Source organism: Aliarcobacter thereius LMG 24486, from assembly GCF_004214815.1.
In the GTDB taxonomy this organism is placed as follows: domain Bacteria; phylum Campylobacterota; class Campylobacteria; order Campylobacterales; family Arcobacteraceae; genus Aliarcobacter; species Aliarcobacter thereius.
On record NZ_CP035926.1, the window covers coordinates 402,633 to 419,307 of the forward strand.

General features: G+C 27.3%; 16 protein-coding genes and 1 pseudogene. 15 read left to right on the top strand and 2 right to left on the bottom strand.

Annotated elements, in window-relative coordinates; translation table 11 throughout:
- Nucleotides 1–29 precede the first annotated feature (29 nt).
- The 15 genes and pseudogenes from metK to ATH_RS02230 all read left to right on the top strand — a co-directional run bounded on the left by metK (nt 30) and on the right by ATH_RS02230 (nt 15,220).
- A complete protein-coding gene (metK, locus tag ATH_RS02160; RefSeq protein ID WP_119184223.1) occupies nt 30–1,238 on the top strand; it encodes a methionine adenosyltransferase in 1,209 nt (402 codons plus the stop codon).
- Nucleotides 1,239–1,285: 47 nt separating this feature from the next.
- Nucleotides 1,286–2,152, top strand: a complete 867-nt coding sequence (gene accD / locus ATH_RS02165) for an acetyl-CoA carboxylase, carboxyltransferase subunit beta (protein ID WP_066183099.1) — start codon at nt 1,286–1,288, stop codon at nt 2,150–2,152.
- A gap of 1 nt (nt 2,153) precedes the next feature.
- On the top strand, nt 2,154–2,759 hold the full coding sequence (locus tag ATH_RS02170; protein ID WP_066183102.1) for a thiamine phosphate synthase: 606 nt from the start codon (nt 2,154–2,156) through the stop codon (nt 2,757–2,759).
- Nucleotides 2,756–3,211, top strand: coding sequence for a 23S rRNA (pseudouridine(1915)-N(3))-methyltransferase RlmH (locus ATH_RS02175; protein WP_066183104.1), 456 nt, complete (start codon nt 2,756–2,758; stop codon nt 3,209–3,211). The genes ATH_RS02170 and ATH_RS02175 overlap by 4 nt, the downstream gene beginning before the upstream one ends.
- 59 nt (nt 3,212–3,270) lie before the next feature.
- Nucleotides 3,271–4,278, top strand: coding sequence for a hypothetical protein (locus tag ATH_RS02180; RefSeq protein ID WP_066183109.1), 1,008 nt, complete (start codon nt 3,271–3,273; stop codon nt 4,276–4,278).
- Complete coding sequence (locus tag ATH_RS02185; RefSeq protein WP_066183111.1) at nt 4,278–5,210, top strand: tRNA dihydrouridine synthase; 933 nt, start codon at nt 4,278–4,280, stop codon at nt 5,208–5,210. The genes ATH_RS02180 and ATH_RS02185 overlap by 1 nt, the downstream gene beginning before the upstream one ends.
- Before the next feature lie 72 nt (nt 5,211–5,282).
- On the top strand, nt 5,283–6,104 hold the full coding sequence (locus ATH_RS02190) for a 50S ribosomal protein L11 methyltransferase (protein ID WP_066183114.1): 822 nt from the start codon (nt 5,283–5,285) through the stop codon (nt 6,102–6,104).
- Nucleotides 6,105–6,108: 4 nt separating this feature from the next.
- Nucleotides 6,109–8,127, top strand: coding sequence for an ATP-dependent zinc metalloprotease FtsH (ftsH, locus tag ATH_RS02195; protein WP_066389958.1), 2,019 nt, complete (start codon nt 6,109–6,111; stop codon nt 8,125–8,127).
- A 278-nt stretch (nt 8,128–8,405) separates the two neighbouring features.
- Entirely contained in the window at nt 8,406–9,959 is a 1,554-nt protein-coding gene (locus ATH_RS02200) for a 2-isopropylmalate synthase (protein WP_066169701.1), read from the top strand.
- A 16-nt stretch (nt 9,960–9,975) separates the two neighbouring features.
- Entirely contained in the window at nt 9,976–10,296 is a 321-nt protein-coding gene (locus ATH_RS02205) for a thioredoxin family protein (protein WP_066176694.1), read from the top strand.
- The gene (locus tag ATH_RS02210; protein WP_066176695.1) at nt 10,297–10,719 is read left to right on the top strand and encodes a heme-binding domain-containing protein; all 423 of its coding nucleotides are present in this window, start codon (nt 10,297–10,299) and stop codon (nt 10,717–10,719) included. It abuts the gene before it with no gap.
- A pseudogene (locus tag ATH_RS10065) lies at nt 10,716–13,681 on the top strand (MutS-related protein). Before ATH_RS02210 ends, ATH_RS10065 begins: the two are co-directional and overlap by 4 nt.
- Before the next feature lie 62 nt (nt 13,682–13,743).
- Complete coding sequence (locus ATH_RS02220; protein ID WP_066183130.1) at nt 13,744–14,307, top strand: precorrin-2 dehydrogenase/sirohydrochlorin ferrochelatase family protein; 564 nt, start codon at nt 13,744–13,746, stop codon at nt 14,305–14,307.
- 2 nt (nt 14,308–14,309) lie between these two features.
- A complete protein-coding gene (locus tag ATH_RS02225) occupies nt 14,310–14,696 on the top strand; it encodes a hypothetical protein (RefSeq protein WP_066183133.1) in 387 nt (128 codons plus the stop codon).
- A gap of 23 nt (nt 14,697–14,719) precedes the next feature.
- A complete protein-coding gene (locus ATH_RS02230) occupies nt 14,720–15,220 on the top strand; it encodes a tetratricopeptide repeat protein (protein ID WP_066183137.1) in 501 nt (166 codons plus the stop codon).
- 23 nt (nt 15,221–15,243) lie between these two features.
- On the opposite strand, the gene hisA is transcribed toward ATH_RS02230, so the two are convergent.
- Together hisA and hisH are read right to left on the bottom strand one after the other, a co-directional pair.
- Nucleotides 15,244–15,951, bottom strand: coding sequence for a 1-(5-phosphoribosyl)-5-[(5-phosphoribosylamino)methylideneamino]imidazole-4-carboxamide isomerase (gene hisA / locus ATH_RS02235; protein ID WP_066183140.1), 708 nt, complete (start codon nt 15,949–15,951; stop codon nt 15,244–15,246).
- 18 nt (nt 15,952–15,969) lie between these two features.
- Complete coding sequence (gene hisH, locus ATH_RS02240; protein ID WP_066183143.1) at nt 15,970–16,572, bottom strand: imidazole glycerol phosphate synthase subunit HisH; 603 nt, start codon at nt 16,570–16,572, stop codon at nt 15,970–15,972.
- Nucleotides 16,573–16,675 lie beyond the last annotated feature (103 nt).

Consider the following 16,675-nt stretch of genomic DNA (forward strand, 5'->3'; position numbering starts at 1 on the left):
CTTGTGGAAAACAAAGGATGGAAAACAAAATGGAAAAAAAATCACAATATTTATTTACAAGTGAAGTAGTAAGCCCTGGTCATCCAGATAAGTGTGCAGATATAATTGCAGACTCAATAGTTGATAGGCTAATAATAGAAGATAGTAATAGCAGAGTTGCTAGTGAAGTTTTTGTTGCTGGAAGACATGTTGTTATTGGTGGAGAAGTTAAATCTAAGGCAAATTTATCACAAAGTGATTATGAGAAAATTGTTAAAGATGCTTTAGCAAAAATTGGTTATGATGGAAAAGGTGCTTTTTCAAAAGAACAAGCACTTCATCCTGATGATGTAAAAGTTCAAGTATTATTAAACCAACAAAGTCCAGATATAAGCCAAGGTGTTGATCAAACAACGGGAGAGATTGGTGCAGGAGATCAAGGTATTATGTTTGGTTTTGCTTCAAATGAAGCAGATGAATATATGCCAGCAGCAATTGTTTATGCTAGAAAATTAAGTGATACAGTTTATGACTATGCACTTAAAAATAAAGATAAATTTGGAGTTGATATTAAGACTCAGGTTACAATAGATTATGGAACGAAAGAGAATTTTGAAAATGGAATTCCAAAAAGAATTCATACAATAGTTGTATCAGCACCAAGCGTTGAAAGTATGAAAATAGAGGAAGTTAGAGCTATTATTCAAGATTTAATAGATAAATCAGGCTTACCAGAAAATCTATATAATAAAAATAATACAATAATACATATAAATCCAACAGGAAGATATGTAAATCACTCATCTTTACATGATAGTGGATTAACAGGAAGAAAACTAATAGTTGATAGTTTTGGTGGATATGCACCAATTGGTGGTGGAGCACAAAGTAGTAAAGATTATACAAAAGTTGATAGAAGTGGATTATATGTAGCAAGATGGATCGCAAAACATATTGTAGCTTCAGGCTTAGCAAAAAAAGCTATTGTACAAATATCTTATGCAATTGGTGTTGCTAAACCAACATCAGTAGCAGTTGATACAATGGGAACATTTACAAAACACAATGATGATGTTTTATCTGAGTTTGTAATGAACAGTTTTTCTTTAACACCAAAATGGATTACAGATAAATTTAAACTGGATAAACCAAGTATTGATACATTTTTATATGCTGATGTAGCTGCAAGAGGACAAGTTGGTCAAGCTTCATATCCTTGGGAAAAATTAGATGAATTGGATAAGTTTAAAAACATTTAGTAATATTTATATATAATAACACTTTAGAAAAAGAAGGAGAATAGGTCGTGGATTTAAAAAATCTATTTAGTAAAATTTCATTTGATAATACAAGTAAAGAGCAAGCTAAAAAAAGTGAAGCTCCAAGCCACTGGATTAAATGTACTAGTTGTAGCTCTTTAATGTTCATTAAAGAGATTGAAAATCAAGATAATGTATGTCCAAAATGTGGATATCACTTAAGAATTGGTGCAAAAAGAAGAATAGAGATATTAGCAGATGAGAACACTTTTGCTGAGTTTGATACAAATCTAAAACCAAATGACCCTTTAAAATTTGTGGATAAATTATCATATAAAAAGAAAGTCGAAGATGCTCTTGCAAAAACAGGAAGAGTTTCAAGTGTTATTAGTGGTGAATGCACAATAAATAGTATCCCAGTTCAACTTGTAGTTTTTGATTTTGCTTTTATGGGTGGAAGTTTAGGTTCTGTTGAAGGTGAAAAAATTGTAAGAGCTGTAAATAGAGCTATTGAAAAAAGAGAAGCAGTTATTATTGTATCAGCTTCAGGTGGAGCTAGAATGCAAGAATCAACTTTTGCTTTAATGCAGATGGCAAAAACAAGTGCAGCATTAAAAAAACTTGATGATGAAAAATTACCATATATCTCAATATTAACTGACCCAACATTTGGTGGGGTTTCTGCATCTTTTGCTTTATTAGGAGATATAATTATGGCTGAACCAGGAGCTTTAATTGGCTTTGCTGGACAAAGAGTTATTAAACAGACTATTGGAGCTGATTTACCAGAGAACTTCCAAAGAGCAGAATTTTTATTAGAAAAAGGTTCTATTGATATGGTTGTAAATAGAAGAGATATGAAAAAAACAATTAGTGATTTACTAAGTATTTTTGGACAAAAGAAAATTAGCTAAAATGCTTTCAAACTTAGAAAAATCTTTGGGCTTTTTGCTCAATGATTTTAACTACTTATATATTTTATGTGACTACGAAACACTTCAAAAAAGAGATATAACTTTAAAAGACTTTGTTAAAAAAGTTCAAAACAGTAATGCGAAAATAGTTCAATATAGAGATAAAATTTCAGATGAAAATATGATTATAAATAATCTTAAATATCTTAAAGAAAATTTAAATATTCCTATAATTATAAATGATAGATTAGAATTAATTGATTTTGCAGATGGACTTCATTTAGGACAAGAAGATATTCATAAAATACATAAAGATAAAAAAATAGCGATAAAACTTTTAAGAACAAAAATAAGAAATAAACTTCTTGGAATATCAACTCATAATGAGATAGAAATACTTGAAGCAAACTCTTTAGATATTGATATGATAGGACTTGGAGCATATAAAAATACAAGTACAAAAGATATTTCTAATATTTTAGGTGAAAAGTTATCTTATCTAGCAAAAATATCAAAACATCCTGTTTGTGCAATTGGTGGAGTAAAAATTGATGATAAGATAGAAAATGCAAGATTTAATTGTGTTGGAAGCGATTTTTTAAATTGAAAATAAATATCTATATAATTGCAAAAAAATCAAATGATACTTATGATAAATTAATAAATGATTTTATAAAGATGTCTAGTAAATTTGCAAATATATCTATACATTATCTATTTAATAATGAGATATCAAAAGCTCAAAATATAAATGAAGTAGAAGCTCAAAAAGTTTATACAAAAGTTTATACACCTTATTTAAAAGGATTTAACATAGCACTTGATGTTTTAGGAAAGAAAGTTGATACTTTTGCTTTTTCTAAATTTTTAGAAGATAAGAATGAAGTTAATTTTTTTATAGGTGGAGCATATGGTTTTCAAAGAGAATTTTTACAAGCTTGTGATGAAGTAATATCATTAAGTAATCTAACTTTTGCACATAAAATTGCTACTTTGGTATTGGGTGAGCAGATATTTAGGTCTTTAAGTATTTTAAATAATCATCCGTATCATAAGTAATTTATAAATATTTAAGTATAATAAATTGACTAAAAAAAACAATAAAAGGAATAAAGACAATGGGTCTTAAAAATTATATCATTGCTACAATTTTGTTGATGGTTATTGTATATGCATTTGTACATAGCCTACAATTAAGTGCTTACACTCTTACTTTATTAGGAAACTCTTGGACAATGCCAGCTGAACTTTGGATTTTAGTTCCAATGCTTTTCTTAGTTCTTTTGACATATTTACATATGGCTTTTTATACACTGGTTGAAGGGTTTAAAAGTAGATTTTTGAAACAGGATATTAAGAATATCTTTGATTTAATTAGAACAAAACTAATAGAAGATGATAAAAAAGTAGTATTTAAAACAAAAGAGTTTAAAGAGTTATCAAAAGTTGTATCTAATATAAAATTTGATTTAAAATCTACTATTGCAAATTTCTCAAATGAAGATTTAAATATTGCTATTAGAACTATAAATGATATAAATGCTGGAGCTTATATAAAAGATTTAAAAAGCAAACAGGGCACAAAGCTTTATGAGAAAAATATAAAAAATAGAATAAAAGATGATGCTGATTTTGCTGTTGAAGTTGTAAAAAGAGCAGATAAATATTCTTATGATTTACAAAAAACTGCACTTTTAAAAGTTATTGAAGATAAGAGTTTAACAACGGTTAAAAAGGCTTATGCTTATGTAAAACTTGATAAAGAACTAGTTACAGCTATACTTAAAAAAGATATAGAAACAGATGATTTCTCTTTAGGATATGAAGAAGTAATTAGAATATTAAAAGATTTAAAACTTTCAAAAGAAGATTTTGTGGAGTTTGCAAAACTATATGAAGATAGTGAAAAACCAGATATTTTGATTTTACTTTTTGAAAAACTTTCAAGTGAAAATGAAGATGCAACGGATGCTTATTTATATGTATTAAATAAATTTGAGATGAAAGATAAATTAAGAGAGTTTTTAATCGGTTCAGCTGATGATGAATATGTTGCATTTAAAGCACTTTTAGATTTAAAAGATGCTGGAAAATTATATAGTTTGGAAAGTATAAGTTATAAATAATGCAAAAAAAACTTGATTTTTCAAAACCACTTGTGGTTTTAGCACCACTTGCTGGTTATACAGATTTACCTTTTAGAAGTGTAGTAAAAAAATTTGGTGCTGATTTAACTATTTCTGAAATGATAAGTTCAAATGCACTGGTATATAAAAGTGCAAGAACATTAAAAATGGTAGAAAAATCTCCAAGTGAAGATCCATATTTTGTACAAATTGCTGGAAATAGTGTTGATTTAGTCAAAGAAGCTGTATTAATATTAAATGATGTTGAGGGAATAGATGGGATTGATTTAAACTGTGGTTGCCCAGCACCAAAAGTTTTTAATCATGGTTCAGGATCAAACCTTTTAGGAGATTTAAATAAACTTGAAGAGATATTAAGTACAGTAAAAAAATATTCTAAAAAACAATATACAAGTGCAAAAGTAAGGCTTGGAGTAAATGATAAAATTCCAGTAGAAATTGGAAAAGCAGTTGAAAATTGTGGAGTTGATTTTGTATCTGTTCATGGAAGAACAAGAGCAGGAAAATATAAAGCTCCTGTTGATTATGATGCAATAAAGCAGATGAAAGATGCTATTTCTATACCTGTTATTGCAAATGGAGATATAAAAGATTATAAAAAAGCAAAAGAAGTTTTAGAATATACAAAAGCTGATGGAGTTATGATAGGTCGTGGAGCTATTGGAAAACCTTGGGTTTTTTATCAATTAAAGCATCAACTTGAAGATATTGATAATAGTATTAAAAAAGAGATTATTTTAGAGCATTATGACAAAATGTTAGAATTTCATGGACCGTATGGTGCAATAATTTTTAGAAAACTTCTTCATGCATATTCAAAAGGTTATACAGGAGCAAATGAATTTAGAGATTTGGTAAATCAAGTAAGCGATGTAGATATTATGAGGGATTTAATAGATAGCTTTTTTTAATTTTAATATTAGTAAAAAGATTTTTAGATAAAATATCCAAATTTTATAAAAAGATATAAAAGGAATTTTTTTTTGACAAAAGAATATTTTGAATTGGAAATAAAACCAAAGAAAGATTATGAGGTTTTTTTAGACTTAATAGAATCAATTATTGATGATACAATAGAAGAGAGTGAAGAAAAATCAATAATAATTAGAAGCGAAGAGAGTTTAGATGATATAAAAAGTGCTATTGTTAAATTTAGTGAAGCACTTAATATTGAGTGTGAAATATCATATGAGAAAAAAGATAGTGTAGATTGGATAAAAAACTATCAAGATTCAATAAAACCTGTACTTATAGGTAGTTTTTATATAAGACCATCTTGGGAAAAAAGTATTGATGATAAGATAAATATATTAATTGATCCTGCTTTAGCTTTTGGTTCAGGACATCATGAAACAACATCTTCTTGTATAGAAGCTATTGATAAATATGTAAAAAAAGATGATGAACTTTTAGATGTTGGTACAGGAAGTGGAATTTTAGCAATAGCATCTTCAAAAAAAGGTGCAAAAGTAGATATTTGTGATACTGATTCAATTTGTATAGATAGTTCTATTTCAAATTTTAAAATAAATAATGAAAGAGTAAATAACTTTTGGATTGGTTCAGTAAATAATGCAAAAAATAAGTATGATGTGGTAATTGCAAATATTATTGCAGATATTTTAGTTATGATTTCAAATGATTTAAAAACTAGTATAAAAGAAGATGGAACACTTATTTTATCTGGAATTTTAGATAAATATGAAAATAGAGTAAAAAACTCTTTTAATGATTTAGTATTAAAAGAGAGAATCCAAAAAAATGAGTGGCTAACACTTATATTTAAAAAAACTAAGGAGATATAGATTTATGAACAAACAACAAAATAATAATTCAAATAATCAAAACAACAATAATAATAACAATAATTTTTTTAATAATAACCCAATTTTGATATTTGTAATTTTTTCACTGGTTACAATTTTTGCATTTAAAGCAATTTTCCCTGATAACAATGAAACTGGAACAAATTCACAAATTCAAGCATTTGGAAGTAGCACAAATAAAACTGTTCCATATTCTGAACTTAAAAAGCTGATTCCAAGTGGAAAAATTGAGTATGTTGGAATTGGTAATACTATTATTAAAGCAATTAGCAAACATGATGGTATGCAAAGAGTTACATATAATGCAAGAAGAGTTGTTCCTGATGAAACTTTAATAAAAGAGTTAGAATCTAATGGTATAGCTTATGGTGGAATAAATGAAGAGAATGTTTTATCTGATATTCTTTTTGGATGGGTTCTTCCAATATTTTTATTTTTTGCTATTTGGATGTTTTTGGTTAAAAGAATGCAAAAATCTATGGGTGGTGGATCAGGAGGAATTCTTGGAATTGGCTCATCTAAAAAAATGATTAATTCTGAAAAACCAAATGTAAAATTTGATGATATGGCTGGAAATAAAGAAGCAAAAGAGGAAGTAAGAGAAGTTGTTGATTTCCTTAGAGATCCAGATAGATATGTAAGACTTGGAGCACAGATTCCAAAAGGTGTATTACTTGTAGGTCCTCCAGGTACAGGTAAAACTCTTTTAGCAAAAGCAGTTGCTGGTGAAGCTGATGTTCAATTTTTATCAGTTTCAGGTTCTGCTTTTATTGAGATGTTTGTTGGAGTTGGTGCAAGTAGAGTTAGAGATCTGTTTGAACAAGCAAAAAAAGTAGCTCCTGCTATTATTTTTATTGATGAGATTGATGCTATTGGTAAAAGTAGAGCAAGTGGTGGTCCAATGGGTGGAAATGATGAAAGAGAACAGACTTTAAATCAACTTTTGGCTGAAATGGATGGATTCTCAACAGAAACTGCACCTGTAATTGTACTTGCTGCTACAAATAGACCAGAAGTTTTAGATCCAGCTCTTTTAAGACCAGGAAGATTTGACAGACAAGTTTTAGTTGATAAACCTGATTATGAAGGAAGAATAGAGATTTTAAATGTACATATTAAAGGTGTTAAAATTGCTAAAGATGTAGATTTAAAGGAAGTTGCAAAGATGACAGCAGGACTTGCTGGGGCTGATTTAGCAAATATTATAAATGAAGCTGCTTTACTTGCAGGAAGAGCTAATAAAAACTATGTAGAAGCAAGTGATTTTAAAGAAGCAGTTGAAAGACAAATTGCTGGACTTGAGAAAAAATCAAGAAGAATATCTCCAAAAGAGAGAAAAATCGTTGCATATCATGAAAGTGGTCATGCTTTAATGGCTGAAATTACAAAAGGTGCAAAAAGAGTAAATAAAGTTTCAATCGTTCCAAGAGGACTAGCAGCTTTAGGTTATACTTTAAATACACCAGAAGAGAATAAATATTTAATGCAAAAACATGAACTTATAGCTGAAGTTGATGTTTTACTTGGTGGAAGAGCAGCTGAAGAGGTATTTATTGGTGAAATAAGTACAGGAGCTGGAAATGATTTAGAAAGAGCAACAAATATTATTAAATCTATGGCAACAATATATGGAATGAGTGATATTGCTGGATTAATGGTACTTGAAAGAAGAACAAATCAATTTTTAGGTGGACAAACTCAAAAAGATTTTTCAGATTCAATGGCAAAAGAGCTTGATGATCATGTTAAAGATACTTTAAACGAAAGATATAAAGTAGTTCTTCAATCTTTAAGAGATAATAGTGAATCAATTGAACAAATGACAGCTGAGCTACTTGATATTGAAGTAATATCAGGTGAAAGAGTAAGAGAAATCATAAAAGAAAATGGTGGAACTGTTTTTGAAGATGAAGATTTACATAGTGAAGCTATAAAAGAAAAAGAGAATGAAAAAAGTAGTTCTGAAAATAAAGAAGATAGTAAATCACAAGATAAAGAGTGAAAAATAGGTTTTAGAATAAAAATTCTAAAACCTCTAAATAATAAAATTTATCCTTGACAAAAAAGATAAAAATAAATATACTTTCGGACTTATATAAAAAAGGAGAGTAATATGAAAATATTTAATATTTCACAAAACAATTTCATTCAAAGTGCTAACTCTCTACTCCTCTTAAAACTTCTCTAAAATTTAATTTTAATTATTTCGTTTCAGCTTTAGTTTTTCTTTTTTTATAGAAAAAAAGATATAATCAATTGTTAATTTAAAAGGTAAATATTATGGATAAAAATAAAATTATTGTATTTGATACAACTTTAAGAGATGGTGAGCAAAGTCCTGGATGCTCTATGAATACTGATGAGAAGATAAAAGTAGCATTACAGTTAGAGAAATTAGGTGTTGATGTTATTGAAGCTGGATTCGCAGCTGCAAGTCCAGGTGATTTTGATGCAGTTAGTCAAATTGCAAAAATTATAAAAAACTCAACAATCTGTTCATTAAGTAGAGCAATAGATAATGATATAAAACAAGCAGGATTAGCTGTTTCTCATGCTTCAAAACATAGAATTCATACTTTTATTGCAACGAGTCCAATTCATATGCAATATAAATTAAAAATGACTCCAGATGAAGTTATTAAAAGAGCTGTTAAAGCTGTACAATATGCTAAAACTTTTGTAGATGATGTTGAATTTTCTTGTGAAGATGCAGGAAGAAGTGAAATACCATTTTTAAAAGAGGTTATTGATGCGGTTATTGAAGCAGGTGCAAAAACAATAAATTTACCAGATACAGTAGGATATAGATTACCAACAGAATTAGCTTCAATGATAAAAGAGTTAAGTGCTTATACAGGAGATAGAGCAATAATCTCTGTACATAATCATAATGATTTAGGATTAGCAACAGCAAATACTTTAGCTTCAGTATTAAATGGAGCTAGACAAATTGAAGTTACAATAAATGGATTAGGTGAAAGAGCTGGAAACTCTGCTTTAGAAGAAGCTGTTATGGCAATAAAAGTTAGAAAAGATATTTTTGGTGATTTATATACAAATATTAATACTCCTGAATTATATGCTACTTCAAGATTAGTTGCAACAATTACAGGTGTTGAACCACAACAAAATAAAGCGATTGTTGGTAAAAATGCTTTTGCTCACGAAAGTGGAATACACCAAGATGGTGTTTTAAAACATCAAGAAACATATGAAATTATGAGACCTGAAGATGTTGGTGTTATTAAAGATAGCACTTTGATTTTAGGAAAACATAGTGGAAGAGCTGCATTTAAAGATAAAATTGCACAATTAGGTTTTGATAATGTAAGTGAAGAAGAGTTAAATAATGCATTTGAAAGATTTAAAGTTTTAGCTGATAAGAAAAAAGATATAACAGATGATGATGTAAGAATGTTAATAACTGATGAAGCTTTAAATCATGATAAAATTTTTGATTTAGTTGGATTACAAATTAGTGATTGTTCAAATGGTTTACCAATGGCAGCTGTAACAATTAAACACAATAATGAGATTTTAAAAGATGCAGCTTTAGGTGATGGAACTATGGATGCTATATTTAAAACAATTGATAGATTAACAGGTTACTCAGGACAATTAAAAGATTATAAAGTTGTATCTGTTAGTGAAGGAAAAGACTCTTTAGCAAAAGTAACAACAAGAGTTAGTTTTGAAGAAAATAGCCAAACATTTGTTGGGCATGGATTAAGTATTGATACAATGTTAGCAACTGCAAAAGCATATTTAGGTGCATTAAACTCATATTTATCACAAAAAGATAGACTTACAAAAAATTGTGGTCATCAAATATAGATATTTGTGATATAAAATGACTAGAGTTAATAAATTAGAGGATATTAAAATTCTTTTAGAAGAAAATAGATTTATATTACTCTATTTTGGTGCAGAAAATTGTTCAGTTTGTGAAGTTTTAAGACCAAAAATTGAAGATAGTTTAAAAGAGAATTTTCCTAAAATAAAATCACTATTTATAGAAAATTTAATAGATATAAATGTAGAGTTTGGAGTATTTTCAAATCCTACAATTATCTTAATGATTGATAAAAAAGAGTTTAAAAGATATGGAAGAAATATATCTTTAAATATCTTCAATAGTGAAATTAAAAGATTATATGATATGGTGTATTAAATGATAAGAGCAATTATAATTATAATAGTAATATTTGGATTAATGCAGTTTATTAGACCTGAAAAAGTTGAGTATATTGAGAATAGTAAAAAAGAGTTAAAAACTGATTTAGAGACAATGCAAGTTTTGAAACAAGCTTGTTATGATTGTCATTCAAATAGTATAAATTACCCTTGGTATTCGCATATTGCACCTTTTTCTTGGGTTATTGCAAATCATACAAATGAAGGTGTAAAAGCTTTGAATTTCTCTTTATGGGAAGATTATACAGCAAGTGAAAAGAGTGATAAATTAAAATCAATATATAGAACAGTTTATGCATCAATGCCTTTACCTTCGTATATGTGGGCACATAAAGATGCTCAACTTACAAAAGAGCAAAGAGAGAAAATAAGAGATTGGACGGGAGTTCGTTCTAGGTGAGAATAGAGTTTGAAGAGTTATTAAAAAATAGAAATGAACTTCTAACAATCACTTACTTTAAACTTCAAAAGTTATTTGAAGAAAGATATGGTGAAAATGCACTTGTCCTGATGGAAATAGGAACTTTTTTTGAAGTTTATGAAGTAAATAATGATAAAGAACAAATAGGAAAAGCAAAAGAGATTGCTGAATTACTAAATATACAACTCACTAGAAAAAATAAAAATATCTTAGAAAATTCAAAAGAAAATCCAATAATGGCTGGTGTTCCTTCAATCTCATTTGAGAAACATTTAGCAAGGATTATTGCTGAACAAAAATATACAATTGCAATAGTAAGACAAAAAGGTGTTCCACCAAATGTAAGCAGGTATCTTGATGTTGTTGTAAGTCCAGGAACAAATTTCGATTTTGTAGTTGATCAAGATGAAAATTTTATAACTTCTTTGGTAGTTGATCAAATAAGAGGAAACTACTTTCTAGGATATAGTGCTGTTGATGTAACAACTGGAAAATGCTATTACAACGAAATTTTTGGAACTTTAGAAGATAAATTTTTTGCTTTAGATGAAGTATTTAACTATATGAATATACATAAAACAAGTGAAGTTATATTGACTATTGCAGATAAAAATATTGATACAAAAGAGATAGTTGATTATTTAGAGCTATCTATGAAAAGTTATCATATAAGAACATATAGACCAAAAATCTCATATCAAAATGAACTTTTTAAAAATATATTTAATATAGAATCACTTTTAACTCCAATAGAGCATCTTGATATGGAAAGAACACCACTTTGTAGTGAATCTTTAGCTATTTTGATAGATTTTATAATAGCACATGATTCTAATATCATTCAAAAGCTATCAGCTCCAAATAGACTTGATATAAGTAAATATATCTATCTTGGGAATAATGCTTTAGAGCAGTTAAATATAATTGATAGTTCTCATAATCCAAGTTTAATTAAACTAATAAACAATACAGCAACAGCAATGGGAAAAGACTTTTAAAAGAGAGACTTACAAATCCTGTAAAAGATAGTAAAGAACTTTTAAGAAGATATAATCTTTCAAAAGAGCTTTATGATTATCACAATCCAATAGAAAATGAATTAGCAAATATCTATGATATTGAAAGACTTACAAGAAGAATAAAGCTAAATAGACTTCACCCTTTTGAGCTTAATTACCTTTTTGATTCATTATTAAGTATTAAAGAGCTTGTAAAATTTATGGAAAACTATAAGTTTATAACTCCTCCTTGCAGTAGCAAAGAGATAGAGGTTTTTATAGAATCTATAAACTCTACTTTTGATTTAAGTACAAGTGCTAGATTTATGTTAAAAGATATTGATACAAATATGATATCAGGTGGAATAAATCATAAGATAGATGAATTAAATAGAAAGAATATTGAACTTTTTACAAAATTAGAGATTTTAAAAGAGCATATTTCAAGTTTTTTTAAAACAGATGAAAATAGTTTTGTAACAATAAATAGATTGGATAAAGAGGGATTTTTTATCTCAATTACAAAAAATAGATTTAATTTAATAAAAGATGAACTTCTAAAATCTCATTTGATTGTAGATGATAAACTTTTACTATTTAAAGATTTTATTATAAAAACACAAACAAATAATGTAAAGATATTTTGTGATTTGACAAGTGATGTTTCTGATAAATATATACATAATCTTAAAAAAATAGTTGAATTAAATAAACTTGTATTTAAAGAAAAAATAGCAGAATTTGAACATAAGTTTGCAAATTTACTTCAAGAATTAGTTCTTTTTATTGCAGAGATTGACCTTACTGTTTCAAATATTAAAACATCAAAAAAATATAATTTCTCTTGCCCAAAAATAGTAAAAACTGAAGAGAATGAAAACTTCTTAGAACTTATTGAACTAAGGCATCCAATTATAGAATCAAATGAAGAAAAGGGAATATATGTTCCAAATGATATTATTTTGGGCGAATTGTCTTATGCTTCAAAAGAGTATAAAGATAATATTATAATTAAAAATTCAAATCCTATAACTTTGCAAAGCAATAAAATGCATGGAGTTTTACTTTTTGGAATAAACAGTTCAGGTAAATCTTCACTTATGAAAGCAATTGGAATAAGTGTAATTTTAGCTCAAGCTGGTTTTTTTGTTCCTTGTAAAAGTATGAGATTTTCAATATTTGATTCTATTTTTACAAGAATTAGTGGAGCTGATAATATTGCTAAAGGTTTATCAAGTTTTGCTGTTGAGATGATGGATTTAAAAAATATTTTTAATAGAGCAGATAAGAAATCACTTATTTTAGGAGATGAAATAAGTCATAGCACAGAAACATTAAGTGGATTAAGTATAGTTGCAAGTGCTATTTTAAAATTAGCAAAGCTTGAAGCTCTTTTCGTATTTGCAACACATTTGCACCAGCTACCAAAATTAAAAGAGATTGAAGAGTTAAAAAATATTATATGTTTACATCTAGCCGTATTTTATCAAGATGAAGAGGATAAATTAATATTTAATAGAAAACTAGCTTTTGGAAGTGGTTCATCTGTATATGGCTTAGAGTTTGCAAAATCATTGCATATGGATAATGAGTTTTTAAATATTGCAAATAGTATTAGGAAAAGATTATCAGATGATTATACAAAAGTAGAAAGAATTACTCAAAAAACAAGTTCAAAATATAATAGCAATTTATACACAAGCACTTGTACTATTTGTGGAAGGGCTTGTGATGAAGTTCATCATATAAAAGAACAAGCAAAAGCAGATGAAAAAGGATTTATTGGACATATAAATGCTAATCATAAATATAATTTAATTCCACTTTGTAAGCTTCATCATAAAATGGTACATGATGGAAAAATAAATATAAATGGTTTCGTTGCTACTTCTAAAGGACTTGAGCTACATTATACAATAGTTGATGAAGAGAACTACATTTAAAAATTAAGAAGCTATAAATAATAATTAGTTAGAATATAATATATATTTTCAAAGGATACATTTTGGCATATTTCCCTGCTTTTCTTAAGTTTGATGATAAAAGAATTTTAATAGTTGGTGGTGGAAAAGTTGCTTTCGAAAAGCTAAAACATCTTTTGAATTTTTCAAATAATATTACTTTAATAGCAAAAGAATTTTCTGAAGAGATAAATAGTGAAATAGATAAAAATAATCTAAAATTTTTTATAAAAGAGTACGAAAAAGGAGATATAAAAGATTTTGATATAGTAATTGCAGCAATTGATGATTTTGCTTTACAATCAGATATTTATTTTGAGACAAGAGATTATAAAATACTTTGTAATTGTGTAGATTTAAAACAATATTGTGATTTTATATTTCCATCATATATAAAAGATGGAGATTTAACTATTGCAATATCTACAAATGGTAGTTCACCAGCTTTTGCAAAGAGTTTAAAAGAGTATGTAAAAAGTCTTCTTCCAAAAGGAATAGATATCTTTTTAAAAGAGTTAAAAGAGCTTAGGCAAACTATGCCAAAAGGAAAAGAAAGAATGATGTTTTTTGAAGAGAAAGTAAAAGATTTTTTTAAGAATAAAGGATAAATATGAGAAAAACTCTATTAGTATTAGCACCTATATTTATTGTTATTATTATTGGATTTTTATTGATTAATGAAGAAAAAGAGATTAAAATAGAAGATAATAGAAATCAAAATCTTTATAAAATATTACAAGAGCATTTTCCATATACTATAAAAAAAATAGATGAAGATAACTCTGAGATAGTTTTTAAAGATGGAAGAGAGATTGAAGAGAGTTCAAATTCTCAACTATTTCATATAATTGATCAAATTGAAAAAGATTGGGCAGATAAATATCTAATACTTGATGGTACAGTATTAGTTATTTTAGATGATTATAAACAAGAAAAAAGACGAATACAGTTAAATGAAGAAGAGACAAACTGGATAAAAGAATATTTTGGAATATAGATGATAAATAGTTTAGGAGATATATGAAAAAAATAGTTCTTTTACTTTTATTTTTTATTACAATCTCTTTTTCAAAAGGTGTAGATGATGGAGTTTATGCTTTAAATGATAAAGATTATAAAAGTGCATTTCAGATATTTTCTAAATATGCTAAATATAAAAACTCTTTTGCTGAATATAATCTTGGACTTATGTATTATGAAGGATTATGGGTAAAAAAAGATTTAAAGAAAGCTATTTTTTATTTTACAAATTCAGCAAATCGAGGTAATTTAGAAGCACAAAATATTTTAGCTTTTATATATTATGAAGGAAATAAATCTTTACAAAATTATAAAAAAGCTTTATATTGGTATGAAAAAGCAAGTGCTCAAGAAGACTCTATTGCTCAATATTATCTTGCTAAATTCTATCTTCTAGGGCTAGGAGTAAAAGTGAATATCAAAAAAGCAAAAGATATGTTTGAGAAGTCTTGTGACAATGGATATGAAAAAGCTTGTATAGAAAGAGATAAATTAGATTAATCTAACTTATCTTTGATTTAGTTTTATAAAATCTTAAAAGCCTCTTCTAAATCTAAAGATCCTTCATAAAAAGCTTTTCCTACAATAACCCCACCAATGTTTCCATTTTCTTTACAAGCTTTAATATCACTTATATCTTTTACTCCACCACTTGCTATTGTATATAATTTACTTGAAAGAGCTATCTCTTCAGTAAATTCTACATTCACACCACAAAGCATTCCATCTTTACTAATATCTGTACAAATAATAGCTTCAACACCTGCATTTGCAAACTCTTTTGCTAAAGTAGTTGCTTTCATTTTTGATACTTCAGCCCAACCTTCAACAGCAACCATTCCATTTATTGCATCAATTCCCACAGCTATTGGATACTTTTTTGCCATATCTTTCACAAATTGAGGATCTTTTACAGCAATAGAGCCAAGAATTAATCTATCAACACCAAGTTCAAGATACATTTTGATAGTTTCTTCATCTCTAATTCCACCACCAAGCTCAATTTTTAAGTTACAATTTTCTCTAATCTTTTTTATCTGTTCTAAATTTGCTGGTTTTCCTTCAAAAGCTCCATTTAAATCAACTATATGAACCCATTTACTTCCAAGTTCTTCAAATCTTTTTGCTACCATCCAAGGTTCATCAGAATAGATTTTTGCACTATCCATAAGCCCTTTACTCAATCTTACAGCTTTCCCATCTTTTAGATCTATTGCTGGTAAAATATCCATATTTTCTCCTTAATTAAACTATAAATTTATAAAATTTTCTAAAATTTTTAAACCATTTTTATGTGATTTTTCTGGATGTGCTTGAAAACCAAAAATATTCTCTTTATTTACAGCACTTGTAAAACTATATCCATAATTTGTCTTTGAAATACTATAATCATCTTTTGTAACAACATGGAAAGAGTGAACAAAATATAAGTAAGGATTTTCTAAATCTTTAAATAAAGGGTTGTTTTTATTTATTGCTTTATTCCATCCCATATGAGGAACTTTTAAATTATTCATTTTAGTTTTATCAAATTGAATAACTTTACCTTCAATCAAAGCTAAGCCATTTGTATTTCCAAACTCTTCACTACTTTCAAACAAGAGTTGCATTCCAAGACAAATTCCAAGAAGAGGTTTTTTACTATTTGCAAATTTTATAATCTCTTCTTTTAAACCACTTTTTTCTAAATGCTCAATGGCATCTTTAAAAGCTCCAACTCCTGGAAGAATGAGTTTATCAAATTGTTGTATTTCATCTGGATTTTTTACTATTTTTAAATCATTTGTAAATTTTGAACAAGCATTATAAACACTTGCTAGATTGCCCATATTGTAGTCAATTATTCCTAACATTAACTTCCTTTTAAAGATATAAGTATATCCTATATGATATTTGATTTAGTTAAAATTTTTTAATTGTTTAAAGAAATTAGGATAGATAGAATATAATATATAA